11 protein-coding genes and 1 tRNA gene are annotated in these 14,240 nt (G+C 75.9%); 6 read left to right on the top strand and 6 right to left on the bottom strand.

All coding sequences use genetic code 11. The annotated features are described in order from the left end of the window. Positions 1–126 precede the first annotated feature (126 nt). Positions 127–1,140, top strand: coding sequence for an NADPH:quinone reductase (locus ACI798_RS20455; RefSeq protein ID WP_457048808.1), 1,014 nt, complete (start codon positions 127–129; stop codon positions 1,138–1,140). Here ACI798_RS20455 and ACI798_RS20450 read toward each other — a convergent pair. After that, positions 1,137–2,291 carry an acyl-CoA dehydrogenase family protein gene (locus ACI798_RS20450; protein WP_456940795.1) on the bottom strand — a complete coding sequence of 385 codons (1,155 nt, stop codon included), beginning with the start codon at positions 2,289–2,291 and terminating at the stop codon, positions 1,137–1,139. The genes ACI798_RS20455 and ACI798_RS20450 overlap by 4 nt on opposite strands. Positions 2,292–2,431: 140 nt before the next feature. On the opposite strand from ACI798_RS20450, the gene ACI798_RS20445 reads away from it, so the two are divergent. Further along, the gene (locus ACI798_RS20445; protein ID WP_456940796.1) at positions 2,432–3,031 is read left to right on the top strand and encodes an SACE_7040 family transcriptional regulator; all 600 of its coding nucleotides are present in this window, start codon (positions 2,432–2,434) and stop codon (positions 3,029–3,031) included. A gap of 10 nt (positions 3,032–3,041) precedes the next feature. Here ACI798_RS20445 and ACI798_RS20440 read toward each other — a convergent pair whose 3' ends face one another. Then, complete coding sequence (locus ACI798_RS20440; protein ID WP_457048807.1) at positions 3,042–4,892, bottom strand: hypothetical protein; 1,851 nt, start codon at positions 4,890–4,892, stop codon at positions 3,042–3,044. 129 nt (positions 4,893–5,021) lie between these two features. Then, positions 5,022–6,245 (bottom strand): hypothetical protein, encoded by a 1,224-nt coding sequence (locus ACI798_RS20435; RefSeq protein ID WP_457048806.1) that lies wholly within the window; start codon positions 6,243–6,245, stop codon positions 5,022–5,024. 151 nt (positions 6,246–6,396) lie between these two features. On the opposite strand from ACI798_RS20435, the gene orn reads away from it, so the two are divergent. Both orn and ACI798_RS20425 read left to right on the top strand, forming a co-directional pair. Further along, complete coding sequence (orn, locus tag ACI798_RS20430) at positions 6,397–7,089, top strand: oligoribonuclease (protein WP_456940799.1); 693 nt, start codon at positions 6,397–6,399, stop codon at positions 7,087–7,089. A 58-nt stretch (positions 7,090–7,147) separates the two neighbouring features. Continuing rightward, positions 7,148–7,223: transfer RNA gene (locus ACI798_RS20425), tRNA-His, on the top strand. A gap of 295 nt (positions 7,224–7,518) precedes the next feature. On the opposite strand, the gene ACI798_RS20420 is transcribed toward ACI798_RS20425, so the two are convergent. The 3 genes from ACI798_RS20420 to ACI798_RS20410 form a co-directional block, all read right to left on the bottom strand. Beyond that, positions 7,519–8,001, bottom strand: coding sequence for an ATP-binding protein (locus ACI798_RS20420; protein WP_457048805.1), 483 nt, complete (start codon positions 7,999–8,001; stop codon positions 7,519–7,521). A 247-nt stretch (positions 8,002–8,248) separates the two neighbouring features. After that, positions 8,249–10,942 (bottom strand): LuxR C-terminal-related transcriptional regulator, encoded by a 2,694-nt coding sequence (locus ACI798_RS20415; RefSeq protein ID WP_457048804.1) that lies wholly within the window; start codon positions 10,940–10,942, stop codon positions 8,249–8,251. A 113-nt stretch (positions 10,943–11,055) separates the two neighbouring features. After that, the gene (locus ACI798_RS20410) at positions 11,056–11,364 is read right to left on the bottom strand and encodes a response regulator transcription factor (protein WP_457048803.1); all 309 of its coding nucleotides are present in this window, start codon (positions 11,362–11,364) and stop codon (positions 11,056–11,058) included. Between the two features lie 196 nt (positions 11,365–11,560). On the opposite strand from ACI798_RS20410, the gene ACI798_RS20405 reads away from it, so the two are divergent. Both ACI798_RS20405 and ACI798_RS20400 read left to right on the top strand, forming a co-directional pair. After that, positions 11,561–12,616: an AraC family transcriptional regulator gene (locus ACI798_RS20405; RefSeq protein ID WP_456940803.1), complete on the top strand. Its 1,056-nt coding sequence runs from the start codon at positions 11,561–11,563 to the stop codon at positions 12,614–12,616. 76 nt (positions 12,617–12,692) lie between these two features. Then, positions 12,693–13,907 carry an MFS transporter gene (locus ACI798_RS20400; RefSeq protein ID WP_457048802.1) on the top strand — a complete coding sequence of 405 codons (1,215 nt, stop codon included), beginning with the start codon at positions 12,693–12,695 and terminating at the stop codon, positions 13,905–13,907. Positions 13,908–14,240 lie beyond the last annotated feature (333 nt).

Raw genomic sequence — 14,240 nt, 5'->3', positions numbered from 1 at the left:
TCGGCCGCGTATCCGTTTCGGATCAGTTCCGTTCCGCGGCGGTCACCCCGGGGGGTGAGGCCGAACCTGCGCCGACCGGAACGGCTCCGTGCGCAACGGGCCCGCCGGACGGGGTAGGGCCGCGGCGTGCGTGCCATCACCTACACCCGGCCCGGCGGCCCCGAGGTCCTGCAGCTGACCGACCGGCCCACCCCCGACCCCGGCCCCGGCGAGGTCCTCGTCCGGCTCGCGCTGGCCGGCGTCAACCCGACCGACTGGAAGTCCCGCAGCAACGCGCAGCCCGGACCCGGCGGCCAGGTGCCCGGCCAGGACGGCGCCGGCACGGTGGAGGCGGTCGGGCAGGGCGTGGACCCCGCGATCCGCGGCGAGCGGGTGTGGGTGTGGGAGGCGGCCTGGCAGCGTCCCTGGGGGACGGCGGCGGAGTACACCGTCGTGCCCGCGCGCCAGGCGGTGCCCATGGGCCCGAAGCCCTCGTTCGAGCTCGGCGCGGCGCTGGGCATCCCGTTCCTCACCGCGCACCGCTGCCTCACCCTCGGCGAGTCCGTGCCCGACCGGATGGGCCCCGGCTCGCTGACCGGGCGCACCGTGCTCGTGCAGGGCGGCGCCGGCGCCGTGGGCAACGCGGCGATCCAGCTGGCGCGCTGGGCCGACGCCACGGTGATCGCCACGGTGAGCAGCCCGCGCAAGGCGCAGCTGGCCGCGGCGGCGGGCGCCTCGCACGTCGTCGACTACCGGCAGCAGGACGTCGTCGCCGAGGTCCGGAAGATCGCGCCGGAGGGCGTCGACACGGTCGTGGAGGTGTCCGCGGCCCGCAACGCCGCCGTCGACGCGCAGGTCGTCGGCATGCACGGCGCGGTCGCGGTGTACGCCGACGACGGCGGCGCCGAGCTCACCATCCCGGTGCGCGCGCAGATGAGCCCCAACGCCCGCTGGAACTTCGTGCTCGTCTACACCCAGCCCGAGCGGGCCAAGGTCCTCGGCGTCGAGGACGTCGACGCCGCCCTGCTCGACGGCGCGCTGCGCGTGGGCGAGGACGCCGGCCTGCCGCTGCACGTCTTCCCGCTGGCGGAGACCGCGCAGGCGCACCGGGCCGTGCAGGACGGCGCCGTCGGCAAGGTGCTGGTCGACGTGACGGCCTAGCCGACGCCGAGGTCCTTGGCGATGAGCATCCGCTGCACCTCGCTGGTGCCCTCGCCGATCTCGAGGATCTTCGCGTCGCGGTAGAAGCGCCCGACCGGCGTCTCGTTCATGAAGCCGTACCCGCCGTGCACCTGGGTGGCCGCACGGGCGTTGTCCATCGCGACCTCGGAGCTGTAGAGCTTGGCGATCGAGGCCTCGCGGCGGAACGGCTCGCCGCGCAGCATCTTCTCGGCGGCGCGGTAGTAGGCCAGCCGCGCGGTGGAGGCCCGCACCTCCATGTCGGCGATCATGAACTGGACCGCCTGGTTGCGGCCGATCGGCCGGCCGAACGCCTCGCGCGTGCCGGCGTAGCGCACCGACTCGTCCACGCAGCCCTGCGCGAGGCCGGTGGCCAGCGCGGAGATGGCGACCCGCCCCTCGTCGAGGATCGACAGGAACTGCGCGTAGCCGCGGCCGCGCTCCCCCACCAGCGAGTCCTCCGGCACCCGGCAGTCGCTGAAGGACAGCTCGCGGGTGTCCGAGGCGTTCCAGCCGACCTTCGAGTACCGCGGGCCCACGCCGAACCCGGGCGTCCCCGACGGGATCGCGATCGCGGAGATCTCCTTGCCGCCGTCGGGCCGGGTGCCGGTGACGGCGGTGACGGTGACCAGCTCGGTGAGGTCGGTGCCGGAGTTGGTGATGAAGGCCTTGGAGCCGTTGACCACCCAGTGGCCGTCCTCCAGGCGCGCGGTGGTGCGGGTGGCGCCGGCGTCGGAGCCGCCGCCGGGCTCGGTCAGGCCGAAGGCGGCCAGCGCCTCGCCCGTGCACAGCCGCGGCAGCCAGCGCTTCTTCTGCTCCTCGCTGCCGAACCGGTAGAGCGGCATGGCGCCCAGCGAGACGCCGGCCTCCAGCGTGATGGCCACCGAGCTGTCCACCCGGGCCAGCTCCTCGATCGCCACACACAGGTCGAAGTAGGTCCCGCCCGAGCCGCCGTACTCCTCGGGGAAGGGCAGGCCGAACAGCCCGAGGTCGCCCATCTGCCGCACGATCGCGGTGGGGAACTCGTCGCGCTCGTAGAAGCCGCCGATCTGGGGGGCCACCACCTCGAGCGCGAACTCGCGGACGGTCCTCCGCAGGGCCTCGGTCTCGTCGTCGAGCCGGTAGTCCAGCACGGTGTGCTCCCTGGTGCCGGGGCGCCGGTGGGGTCCTCCCCGGGGCCCGCCTGCGGCCGCACCGGTCGGCCGGCCGCTCCCGCCCGATGTTAACGACGGTTCACATCAGGGTCCAGACGGCGGCGGCTAGCATCCGCGGCGTGACCGCCAGCCAGCCCGACTCGGCGCTGACGGCGGACGCCGCCCGGCCCTCCCGGCGGGAGCAGATCCTGCGGGCGGCCGCGCAGCTGTTCGCCGAGCGCGGCTCGCGGGCGGTCGGCGTCGACGACGTCGGCGCCGCGGTCGGGGTGACCGGCCCGGCCATTTACCGGCACTTCGCCAGCAAGGACGCGATGCTGGCCGAGATGCTCGAGGGCATCAGCCAGCGGCTGCTGGCCGGCGCGCGCGAGCAGGTGGCCGCCGCCGGTCCCGACCCCGCCGCGCAGCTGCGGGCGCTGATCGCCTTCCAGGTGGACTTCGCGCTGGACAACCCCGCGCTGATCACCGTGCAGGACCGCGACCTCGGCTCCCTGCCGCCGGACGACGCGGCCGCGGTGCGCCGGCTGCAGCGCCGCTACGTCGAGGTGTGGGTGGACGTGCTGGCCCGGCTGCGGCCCGAGGAGGGCACCGACGCCAGCCGGGCCCGCGCCCACGCCGTGTTCGGGCTGGTCAACTCCACGCCGCACAGCGCCGGCCGGCTTCCGCGCGCGCGGACGGCCGCGCTGCTGGCCGCGATGGCCGAGGCCGCCGCGACCGCCTGACGCGGCGCCCTCAGCCGGCGGACGGGTCCGGCATCGGCAGGCTCAGGCCGGTGCCGGCGACCAGGTCGAGGTCGGCGGTGCCGCCGTCGCCGGGACCGGTCCAGGCGGTCTCCACGATGGTGACCACCGAGCCCCGGACGGCGCTGGCGTACTCCGCGCCGGACAGCTCCGCGGGCGCCCCCGGGTAGGTCACGCCCTCGCGCAGCAGGTCGCTGACGTTGCCGCTGCCGTTGCGGTCGGCCAGGTCGCGCAGGCCGCGGGCCGCGGTGGTGTCGCCCATGTCCACGGTGGAGACCGAGACCACCACCGCCCGGCCGTCCACGTCGGTCGACCACAGCGCCCGCGCCAGGCCCGTGCAGTCGGCCCGCTCGAAGGAGTCCGCGACGTCCCCGTAGGAGTTGCCGACGCAGGTGTCCTCGACCTGCACCCGCTGCAGGACGAACTCCCGGCCGTCGAGGACCGTGCGCTCGCCCGGCTGCGGGCCGGCCTCCTGCGCCCCCGGGGCGGAGGCCGGGGCGCTGGTGCTCGGCGGCGCGGCCGCGGAGGCGTCGCCCCCGCCGCCGGTGAGGCTCACCAGCGCGACCACCGCGACGACGACCACGGCCAGCGCGGCGGCGGTCAGCAGTGCCAGCCGGCGCCGCGCGGCCGGCGAGCGGCGGCGCGGGCCCACCAGGGGGATCGACGGCACCGGCGGGACGGGGGCCGCGGCCGGCGGCACGACCGGCGGGGCGGCCGGCGGCGGCTCGTGCCCGGCGTCGGTGCCGGCGTCGGTGTCGGCGTCGCCGAACAGCCCGCCGATGCCGCCGGTCTCCTCGGCCGGGGCGTCCGGGGCACCGCCCCCGGACTGGACGGCGGGCGCCTCGAAACGCGCGGTGGCCCTGTGCGCCGGGGCGGGCGCCGCGAACGCGGGTTCGACGGGGACGGGCGCGACGACGGGGACGGGCGCGACGGGGACGGGCGCGACGGGGACGGGCGCGACGGGGACGGCCGGGCCGGCGGCCGCGGCACGCGCCGCGGCCTCCTCGTCCGCCCGGATCGCGGCGGCGGCGACGGCGGCGGCCGCGACCGGGTCGACCAGCGGGCCGGCCGGGGCCGGGGTGGGCGGCGGGACGGCCACGGGGGGCGGTGCCGGGACCGGCGGGGCGGGCGGCGCCGCGGGGGCGGCCGAGGCGGCCATCGCCGCGGGCGCGAGCAGCTCCCGCCTCCTCAGCACGTAGGGCGAGTACGGGAAGCCCTCGCCGTTGAGCTCCTCGACCGCGGGCCCGCGGCCCTCGAGGCCGAGCGCGGTCAGCGCGGCGCGGACGTCGGCAGTGGTCCACAGCCGCGGGTTGTCCACCCCGGCGTAGCGGGCTGCCCGCGAGATGCCGAGCAGCAGCGAGCGGGGTTCCAGCAGCGCGACCTGGTCGCCGTCGCCGAGGTCGCCGTCGGCCGGGACCAGGCCGGTGAGGTCGCCGGCCAGGACGGTGAGCCGGGCGATGCGGCCGGGCTCCAGGCCGGCCCGGCGCAGCCGGACCGCGGCGTCCATGCCGGCCCGCATGAGACCGTCCAGCGGCGTCGAGCCGCCGCCGGCCAGCTGCAGCACCTCGCCGGGACCGGCGCCCGGGCCGATGGTCCAGGAGCCCTCCGGGGTCGCGGTGACGACGCCGGTCTGCCGGACCACCTCGACCACGCGGACGACGGCCAGGCCCTCGGGGACAAAGACCACGGCGTCGGACAGGCGCCGCTCCATGGGGCCGTCGACGACCGGGAGGGAGGCCACGACGGCGCCCCGGACGGCTCCGCCGCGGTCCCAGCGGGTCAGCTCGGCGAAGAGCGCACGCTCCCCCGCCGTCTGCGGCGGCACGGGCGTCAGGGCCAGCACGTCGTCCTCCGGGGGCGGGTGGGGGTCAGGGGTGGGCCGGACGCGCGCGAGGGCGCGGGGGGCCCGGCAGCGCGATCCGGGCGGGCGGCCCGTCCGACGTTACGTCAGGTGACGGGCCGGTCCCGCTCCTCAGCGGGTCGACGCGCCGCCGTCGGCCACGCCGGCCGGGACGGCGCCGGCCGGGCGGCCCGGCTCGACGGGACGGCGCCAGGCGGCGAACCGGGCGCTGCGGCCGACCAGGTCGACCGCCGACCACAGGCCGGTGAACGCCGCGACGACCAGCACGATCGACCACCAGGACCAGTTCCACGGCGGCAGGACCCCCGCGGCGTCCTGCACCCACCCGGCGGCGTAGACCACGACGGCGGTGGCGGGCGCGGCGCTCCAGCCGGGCAGCCCGCGGGTGACCGCGAGGTCGACGCAGACAGCGCCGGCCAGCAGCACCAGCGGCAGCACCGACGGCGGGAAGCCGATCGCCACCAGCCCCGCCCACATCACGGCGCGGTAGGCGAGGTAGGTGCCGGCGACGACGGTCGCGGTCCAGCGGAATCCGACGACCTTGCGCGCCACGACCAGGGAGAGCAGGCCGGCGCAGACCAGCCACGCCGGGTGCACCCAGGAGGGCACCGGCAGCATGAACATCGTGGGCGTCTGCCCCTGCGAGGCGGCGAAGTCCAGCAGCTGCGGCTCCGCCGTCGTCCGCCCGGCCTCGTAGGCCCGCAGCGACAGGACGCCGTACTCCTGGTGCTGGTTGGGGAAGACCACGTTCTCGACGAAGAACAGCCACAGGCCCAGCGAGACGAGCGTGCGGATCCGGCCGGGCGCGGCGTACAGCCACCAGCCGCGGATCGCGCCGGCCAGCATGACCGCCGTCCCGACGTAGAGCAGCGCGTGGCTCGGGCTCCAGCTGGTGATGTCCAGCCCGTTGATCCGGTGGTTGACGATGTCGACCGGGACGGCGACGAGGAAGGTGCCGATCCCCCACTGCATGAGGCGCAGCGCCCGGCGGTCGACGCCGTAGCCGCTGTAGCTGTGGAAGACCACCAGCGCGATCACCACCGCGGTGCCGGCCGAGTTGAGCAGGTGCGGGGGCGCCAGGTCGTCGCGCAGCCACTTGAAGTGCCAGGAGACGTCCCAGGACGAGCCGAGCATCTTGAGCAGGAAGGCCCCGAGCCAGGCGCCGTAGATCCAGCGCAGCTCGGTCTCCCCCGTCGGGCGCCCGGGCCGGCCCGGCGTCGTGTACGCCAGCCACAGCCAGCGCAGCAGCGCGACGGGGTGCCGCAGCCCGGCCGCCAGCGAGCCCGGTGCCGGGGGGACCGCTCGGGCGGGAGCGGCGGGGGCGGGGTGGGGCACGGGAGGACTCCCTGGTCTCGCTGACGGGATGGACCCACCGTAACGGCGCAGGTCGCCGAAGCCGACCCCTCGAGTGGCGCCGGTGTGGCGCATGGAGTAGTGGGCCGACACGCGAGGCGTGCGGGACGGACGGGACGTAGGGTCGGCCGACGTGGCGGACAACGGCGGGCACCTGGTCTGGATCGACTGCGAGATGACCGGGCTGGACCTCACCCGGGACAAGCTCATCGAGGTCGCCGTCGTCGTGACCGACTCGGAGCTGCGGGTCCTCGACCCCGGCCTGGACCTCGTGATCTCCGCCGACGACGCCGACCTGGAGGACATGGCCGACGTCGTCACCGAGATGCACGCGAAGTCGGGGCTGACCGACGCGGTGCGCGCCTCGACGCTCACCGTGGCCGAGGCCGAGCAGCAGCTGCTGGCCTACGTGAAGCGGTGGGTGCCCGAGCGGCGGACCGCTCCGCTGTGCGGCAACTCGATCGGCACCGACCGCGGCTTCCTCGCCCGCGACATGCCCGAGCTCGACGACCACCTGCACTACCGGATGGTCGACGTCAGCTCGATCAAGGAGCTGGCCCGCCGCTGGTTCCCGCGGGTCTACTTCGCCCAGCCGCCCAAGGGCCTGGCCCACCGCGCCCTGGCCGACATCGTCGAGTCGATCCGCGAGCTGGCCTACTACCGTCGGACCCTGTTCGTCGACACCCCCGGCCCGTCGACGTCGCAGGCGCAGCGGGCCGCCGGGGAGGTCGTCGCCGGCTTCGCCGACGTGCTCTCCGCGGCCGACGCCACCCCGCCCGTGGCGCCCGTGGAGGACGGCACACCCCCGGCTGCGTCGGGGAGCTGACCGGCTCCGGTATCCTCGTCCCTGCCTCCGGCGCGAGCACGCCGCCGGGGCGCACGCGGTGGGTGTAGCTCAGCTGGTAGAGCACCAGGTTGTGATCCTGGGTGTCGCGGGTTCGAGCCCCGTCACTCACCCCACGCGGTGGAGGCCCTGGCCAGGCGACTGACCAGGGCCTCCATCCGTTCGGGCGCCGTTCGCGACGGCAATCGGCATCCGCTTGCCCCTCGATCGGGGCAGGATCGGGGGGCAGTGGCGGGGCGACTGCGCACCCCAGACAGCTCCCGACGGCCACCACGTCAGTAGCACCACGACGACCAGGGCCTCCCACCTGACGACCGAGCGCCCCGGGTGGGAGTGCGCCGTCTGGGTGGCCACCGCGCTGATGAGGGATGCACCGAGTGGTGACCACCCCTCCATCGGGGGGAGAACCGTTCAGCCGTGTCGGACTCGGGGATCCGCCTCGCGTGCTTCCGGGTGGGTGTAGTCGATCCGCGCCCAGACGTGCTTGCGGTTGTGGGCGACTGTCCAGCCATGAGCTCCGCACAGGCTCGCGACCAGGTGGAGACCCAGGCCACCGTGTGCGGCGTCGCGGCCGACGGCGACTGCCGGTGGCCGGGCGACGGCGGCGTCACTGACGTCGAGCAGCCAGAAGTGGCCGAAGGCGGTGATCTCCACGCAGACCGGCAGACTGCCGTGGCGCAGTGCGTTGCTCACCAGTTCCTCGAAGACCAGCACCAGCCGCTCGACGGCTCCCTCGTCGGCGTCAGACGGGCGGCCACCGTCGTGCAGAGCGGCGGCTAGTTCCCGCCGGTGCACGGTCAGCTCAGCGGGGGTGGCCGGTTCCCATCGGCCGACCAGGTGTGTATCGGAGCCGGGCACCGGCCAGGAGCGGCGCGCCCAGGCGCCCTGCGTCATGGGTCGCCCGGTTTCCGGTGGTCCCACTCCGGTCCTGCGCCCGGGAACGGCCGGCGCGTGGGCTCGTCGGGCGACGGCTGCAGCGGACCCCCGCGAGACTCCCGGTCCGGCGAGGCGATCGCCGTCCGCACCGCACCGGAGGACCACCGCGCCTGCCCGCGAGCCGGAGCCCGCCTGCTGCCGGTGACGAGGTCCTGCCAGCGGGACACTCGGGGCGCCGCGAGAACCGGCGTCATCGCCGCGGCCATCAGAGGATCCCGAGCTCGCGGGCCCGGCGAACCGCCTCGTTGCGTCGGGTGGCCCCGAGCTTGCGGAGGATGCTCCGGACGTGGGTCCTCACGGTGTTGATGGAGACGAACATCGCCGCGGCGATCTCGGTCGTGGAGAGCATCTCCGTGAGGTGCCGCAGGACCTCCCTCTCCCGAGGGCTGAGCGCGCCGATGACCACCGGGGCGGGAGTGCCCGCCGATGGGGCATCGGGCGCCGCAACGGACCGCCGTGGTGCCGGCACGGGAGGCACCGGCGGCGCGGTCGGGCTCAGCCAGGCACCGGCGGCGGCCAGTACCGGGTCGGTGCGCAGCAGCGGACGCAACTGCGGTGGCGCGTCGAGGAAGGGGCGACGCAGCCGCTCGGGGGCGGCCAGGCGCAGCGCCCGCTCGAGGACGGTGACGGCGCCGGAGGTGTCCGCGACCCGGGCGCGCAGGCAGGCCCGGACGACGGCGTCCTCGATGGCGAGCACCGGCAGCAGCGGGCCGCTCGTGGTGGCGACCGACTCGGGCGGGTCCTCGTCGAGGCCGAGGGCACCGGCGGTGGCACGCAGCAGCGCGGACCGGGGTGAGGCGGCGGGCAGCCGGTCGAGCAGTCGCCGGTAGCCGGGCCCGTCGCGGCGGGCGAGACGGATGCGCGCGGCCTCGGCGACGACCTGCTCCCGCACCCAGCGCGGCAGGGCGACGATGTCGAGGACGGGTCGCAGCGCCTGGTCGGCGGCGTCGGGTTTCCCGCGTGCTCGCCGCAGCCGGCCGTGCAGCACGGCCTGGAGCGGGCCGGTGACGGCGGCGTCCTGCTGCCGTTCCTCGGCGCGGGTGAGCCAGCGGCAGGCCTCGCCGGGCTCGTGGCGTTCGAGGCACGTCCAGGCGGCGGCGGTCGCCGCGGCAGCCGCCCGCCGGTTCTGAGGCAGCCGGAGTTGCTCGGCGAGCTCCTCGTGGTCCTCCACCAGGTCCGCGGCGTGCCGCAGCCGTCCGGCCAGCGCTTCCAGCAGTGCGAGGTCGGCCAGGCAGTGGGCGCGCAGCCGAGGGGCGGCGTCCGTGGCGGTGGCCGTGGTCAGCGCGCCCCGGACGGCGTCGAGCAGCGTGTCGTCAGAAGCGTCGGTGTGCAGCAGCGCGGCCGCTCCGGCGGCGGCGAGGACGGCAGCCAGCACAGCCCGCCGCGGCTCCGGGGCCCCTCGCAGGTCGGCCAGGAGGGGCTCCGCGTCGGCAGCAGCGGCCCGCACGTCCTCGCCGGTCGGGCCGGCGGCCGCGGCGGCGGCACAGGTGGCTGCGGCGGCGACGCGCAGTGCGGGGCGGTTCCCGGCGTCGGCGGCGGCGGCTGCGGTCAGAGTCAGGTCGGCCGGGCTTGCCGCGGCTCCGGAGCCGAGCGTCGCCGCGGCGCGCAGCACCGCCCCGTCCACCCCGTCCGCCCCGGCCGGCACGGGACCGGCGGCGGTCCCGTCCGCCAGCAACCCGGCGACGGCCAGGTCGTCGATCAGCAGGCGGGCGTTGAGCTGCCGGTCGCCCGCGGTGTCCGCGTGCGCGATCGCCCGCGGCAGGTCCCCGGCGGCGGCATACCAGGCGGCGCAGGTCCGGTGCAGGGCGGCGACGTCGCCGGGGTGGTCGTAGGCCAGCTGGGCCTGCAGGATCTCGCGGAAGAGGGCGTGGATCCGGTAGCCACCGGCCGCGCCGGCGGCACGCTCGACGAAGGCGTTCGCGGCGGTCAGCGACGCCAGCACCCGGCGGCCGTCGGGCCGGCCGGTCAGCCGCTCCAGCAGGTCGGGCCACAGCTGGTCGGTGACGCTGATCCGCAGCAGGAACCGGCGCACCGCCGCGGACTGGCGCCCCAGCACCTCCGCGGACAGGTACTGGGCGACGCTGCCGTCGTCGGCGGCGAGGGCGGTGAGCAGCTCCTCCGGCGGGGTGCCCTGGGTGAGCGGTGCCGCGGCCAGCCGCAGCGCGACCGCCCAGCCCTCCGTGGCGGCGCACAGTGCGGCGGCGACGTCCGCGGAGACGGGGGCACCGAGCGCGGCGAACAGGGCGCCGGCCTCCTCGGCGGTGAACGCCAACCGGTCGGCGCGGATCTCGGTCAGCGCGTCGGTGAGGCGGTACCGGTGCAGCGGCAGCAGCGGGTCGGAGCGGGCGCACAGCACCAGCCGCAGCCGCGTCCCGGCGTAGCGGATGAGCCGGTCGAGCGCGTCGAGGAGGTCCCGGCGGGTCAGGCAGTCGGCGTTGTCGAGGACCAGCACGACCGGCGCGGGCAGCGCGAGCAGGGCCGCGGCCAGGCGGGTGGGGGCCGCCTGCCCCGGTCCGGCCGGCTCGGGCAGCTCGACCCCGGTCCGGCGCAGCGCCGCGGTGACCTGGGCCCAGAAGGCGGCCGGGACGTCGTCGGCCTCCTCCAGGGACAGCCAGGCGACGCGTTGCCGATCGTCCTGGCGTTGCCGACCGTCCTGCGCGCGTAGCCAGGACGCGGCGAGCACCGTCTTCCCCGCGCCGGCCGGCCCGCTGAGCAGCGTCACCGGTGTGGTGGCCACGCCACGGGAGAGCAGGGTCAGCAGCCGCGGCCGGGGCACCGGGGGGAATCCCAGCGGCGGCGGGGCCAGCTTCGTCTCCAGCACGACGGCGTGGAAGCGGGTGGGAGCACCTGCCGCTGCGGCCCTGCCCTGCTCGCCGGGCGCGGTGAGCAGCTCGGACATGGGGCCCTTCCTTCCTCGCCCGCAGCCGGCGGCGCGGGCTCTGAGGGTGACCTCTTCGTGGTGCTGGTGTCGGGGGACGAGTGAGGAACCGAGCTGAGACGTGGAGCGGGGGATCAGGAGGCGTGCTCCCCTCCACGCTGCCGAGGGATCGCGCCGCCGCATCCCGCGGGGTCCTCCCGCCCGTGAAGCAGCCCGAGCAAGCGGGCCCGAGGAACCACGTCGGCCCGGGCAGGCGCGCCGAGCATGTTCTGCAGGCGGTGGATGCGGGTGCGGACCGTGTTGGTCGAGATGGACATGGCCGCGGCGATGGTTGCGGTGGACCGACCGGAGGCGAGGTGGTGCAGCAGCTCGAGGTCGCGCCCGGTCAGCGACACCGAGGTGGGAGCACCGGTCGTCGTCGCCGGCGGTGGCGGTCTGGGCATGTCGCCCCCTCCTCGGGGCCCGTCGAGGATCCGGCGCCGCCGCCTCGATTCGGCGGATCGGTCACGCCCCGCCAGACGGATGGGACCCTTCGTCGTGGCGCGCCGGGGTGTCACGACAGTAGGTCCGGAAGGGAGTCCCCGCTTTTCGGTTTCGGACGATTCACTTGCGGTCTGCGGACACCGCTGGGAGACGTCGATGGACCGGTTCGTGCGCTGTGCGGCGCTGATCGGCTTCCCGGAACTGGCTCGGTCCCTCGGCCTGGACGCGGAACGGCTGCTCGCGGAGGTGGGCCTGCGCATCGGGGAACTCGCCGACCAGGACAGGTGGATCCCCGCCGCTCCGGTCGCCCTGGTGCTGGAGCGGGCGGCGGCCGAGTCGGGCTGCGAGGACTTCGCCGTCCGGCTGAACAGGTGGCGCCGGTTCTCCGGTCTCGGTCCGATCGGCCTGGTGCTCCGGGAGGAGCCCGACCTGCGCAGCGCACTGGATCTCCTGATCCGCTACCAGTACGCCTACAACGGCGTCATCGACCTGCGGCTGGTGGAGGCCGATGACCTCGCCACGGTGCAGGTGTGGCTGGAGATCGGCCGGCCGGTCCCCCTCCGGCAGTGCCTGGATCTCACCACCGGGACGCTGCTGTCCACCATCCGCGCGCTCATGCGAGCCGACTGGGAGCCCCGGGTCGTCTGCTTCTCCCATCCCGCCCCGGCCGACCTCACCGCGTTCCACCAGGTGTTCGGGGGTGCACTGCGGTTCGACCACGAGTTCACCGGCGTGGTCTTCCCCACCGGCGACCTGGACACCGCGACGGTGACCGCCGACCCGGAGTTCCGGCCCTACGCGAGGCAGTTGTTGCGGTCGCTGCCGGCTCCCCGCACCGCGACCACGGCCGACGAGGTCGGCTCGCTCGTGGAGTTCCTGCTGCCGCTCGGCCGCTGCTCGATGGCCCACGTCAGCCGTGAGCTCGGCGTGCAGCCACGCACCCTGCACCGGCGTCTGATCGCCGAGGGGCGGAGCTTCTCAGCGATAGTGCAGACCACTCGCGTCCGGCTCGCCGCGCACCACCTGGCCAACGAGCGGTACTCGGTCACCGAGATCTCCGGCCTGCTCGGCTTCGCCACGCCCAGCGCCTTCTCCGCGTGGTTCCGCCAGCACTTCGGCACCAGCGCCAGGGAGTGGCGCGCCCGCACCCGCATCCGCACCGTGCCCGCGGTCGAGGACCGGTCGGAGGTCGAGGTCGGCCGGGGTGGGTGAGCGAGAGCCGGCCGGCTCAGCGCCTCCCACCGTCCCGGCTCCGCCGACCGGAGGCCGTCGGCTCTTCCCGTGGCTGGTGCTGGGCCTGTCGTTCGCGCTGCTGCTGTCGGACTACATGTGCCGGCAGGTGCTGGTCGCGGTCTTCCCGTCCCTCAAGGTCCAGTGGGCGCTCTCGGACACCCAGCTCGGCACGCTCTCGAGCGTCGTCGCCCTGACCGTGGGCGTGCTGACGGTGCCTCTGTCGATGCTCGCCGACCGCTTCGGGCGCCGCCGGGCGATCGTGGGCATGGCCGTGGTGTGGAGCCTGGCGACACTCGCCTCGGCGCTGGCCGCCGGCTACGCCCAGCTGCTCACCGCGCGCGTGTTCATCGGGGTCGGCGAGGCCGCCTACGGCAGCGTCGGCCTGGCCGTGGTGCTGTCGGTCTTCCCCGCGCATCGCCGGGCGGCACTGTCCGGGGCGTTCAGCGCCGGCGGCTCGTTCGGCTCCGTGCTCGGCGTCGCGCTCGGCGGCGCGCTGGCCGCCCGCTACGGCTGGCGCTGGTCGGTCGCCGCGATGGCCGTGATCGGGCTCGCCCTGACCGTGCTCTACCGGCAGATGGTCACCGACGCAGAGCTCGCCCGGCACGCCTGCCCCGAGCCCGGCACCCGCCCCGCCACGACCGTTCGACCACGGCTGACCCCCCTCCTGTCCCCGCCCGCCCTGCTGTGGGCCTACCTCGGCGGCGGGCTGCAACTGTTCGTCGCGGGCACCCTGCTCGCCTGGCTGCCCAGCTACCTGCACCGGGCCTACGACCTGCCCCTCGGCGCCGCGGCGGGGCTCGCCTCGCTGCTGCTCCTGGGCATGGCCGTCGGCATGATCGGCTGCGGGCTGCTCACCGACCGCCTCGCCCGTGGCGCACCCATCCGCACCTGGACCACGGCGATGACCTATGCGGCGGCATCACTGCTGCTGCTCGGCGTCGGTTTCGCTCTGCCGCCTGGCCCGGCGCAGCTCGCTCTCATCGGGGCCGGCGCCTTCTTCGCCGCCGGCACCACCGGCCCGGCCGGGGCTCTGGTGGCCGGCCTGGCCCCCGCGCAGGTGCGGGCCAGCGCGCTCGGCGTGCTCGCCCTGGCCTACAACCTGCTCGGTCTCTCCACCGGGCCGCTGGTCGTGGGAGTGCTCGCCGACCGCCTGGGCCTGCCCACCGCGATGCTCCTGGCACCGGCCGTCTCCCTCGTCGTGCTCGTCGTGCTCGCCGCAGGCCGCCGCGCCTACCCGGAGAGCGTTCGACGCGTCGCGGATCGGCCGTGACCGTCGGCATGCCGCGGATCCGCCCCGGGTGCCCTGGGAGGCGAGCGGGCCAGGTCCGCCTGCAGGCTGCCCCAGGAGCAACCGGGGACCGCCGATGACCTGGGGGGTAGATCGGGGGCAACTGACCGCTCAGGACCGCTGCAGGCCGCTCAGGACCGCTCCACGACGTCCGAGCGCACGCGTAGCCTGCGCATCCGCCGGGCCACCAGGCCCGGGACCGGCCTCACTCGCGGGTTCGAGCCCCGTCACTCACCCCACGCGGGGAGGCCCGGGGGGGCTTGCCCCCCACGGCGACCCCGGGGGGGCGGGCCGGTGGCGCGGCCGGCCCGCCTC

It is taken from the genome of Geodermatophilus sp. SYSU D01045 (assembly GCF_054050295.1).
This window is presented reverse-complemented; position numbering and strand designations above follow the sequence as displayed.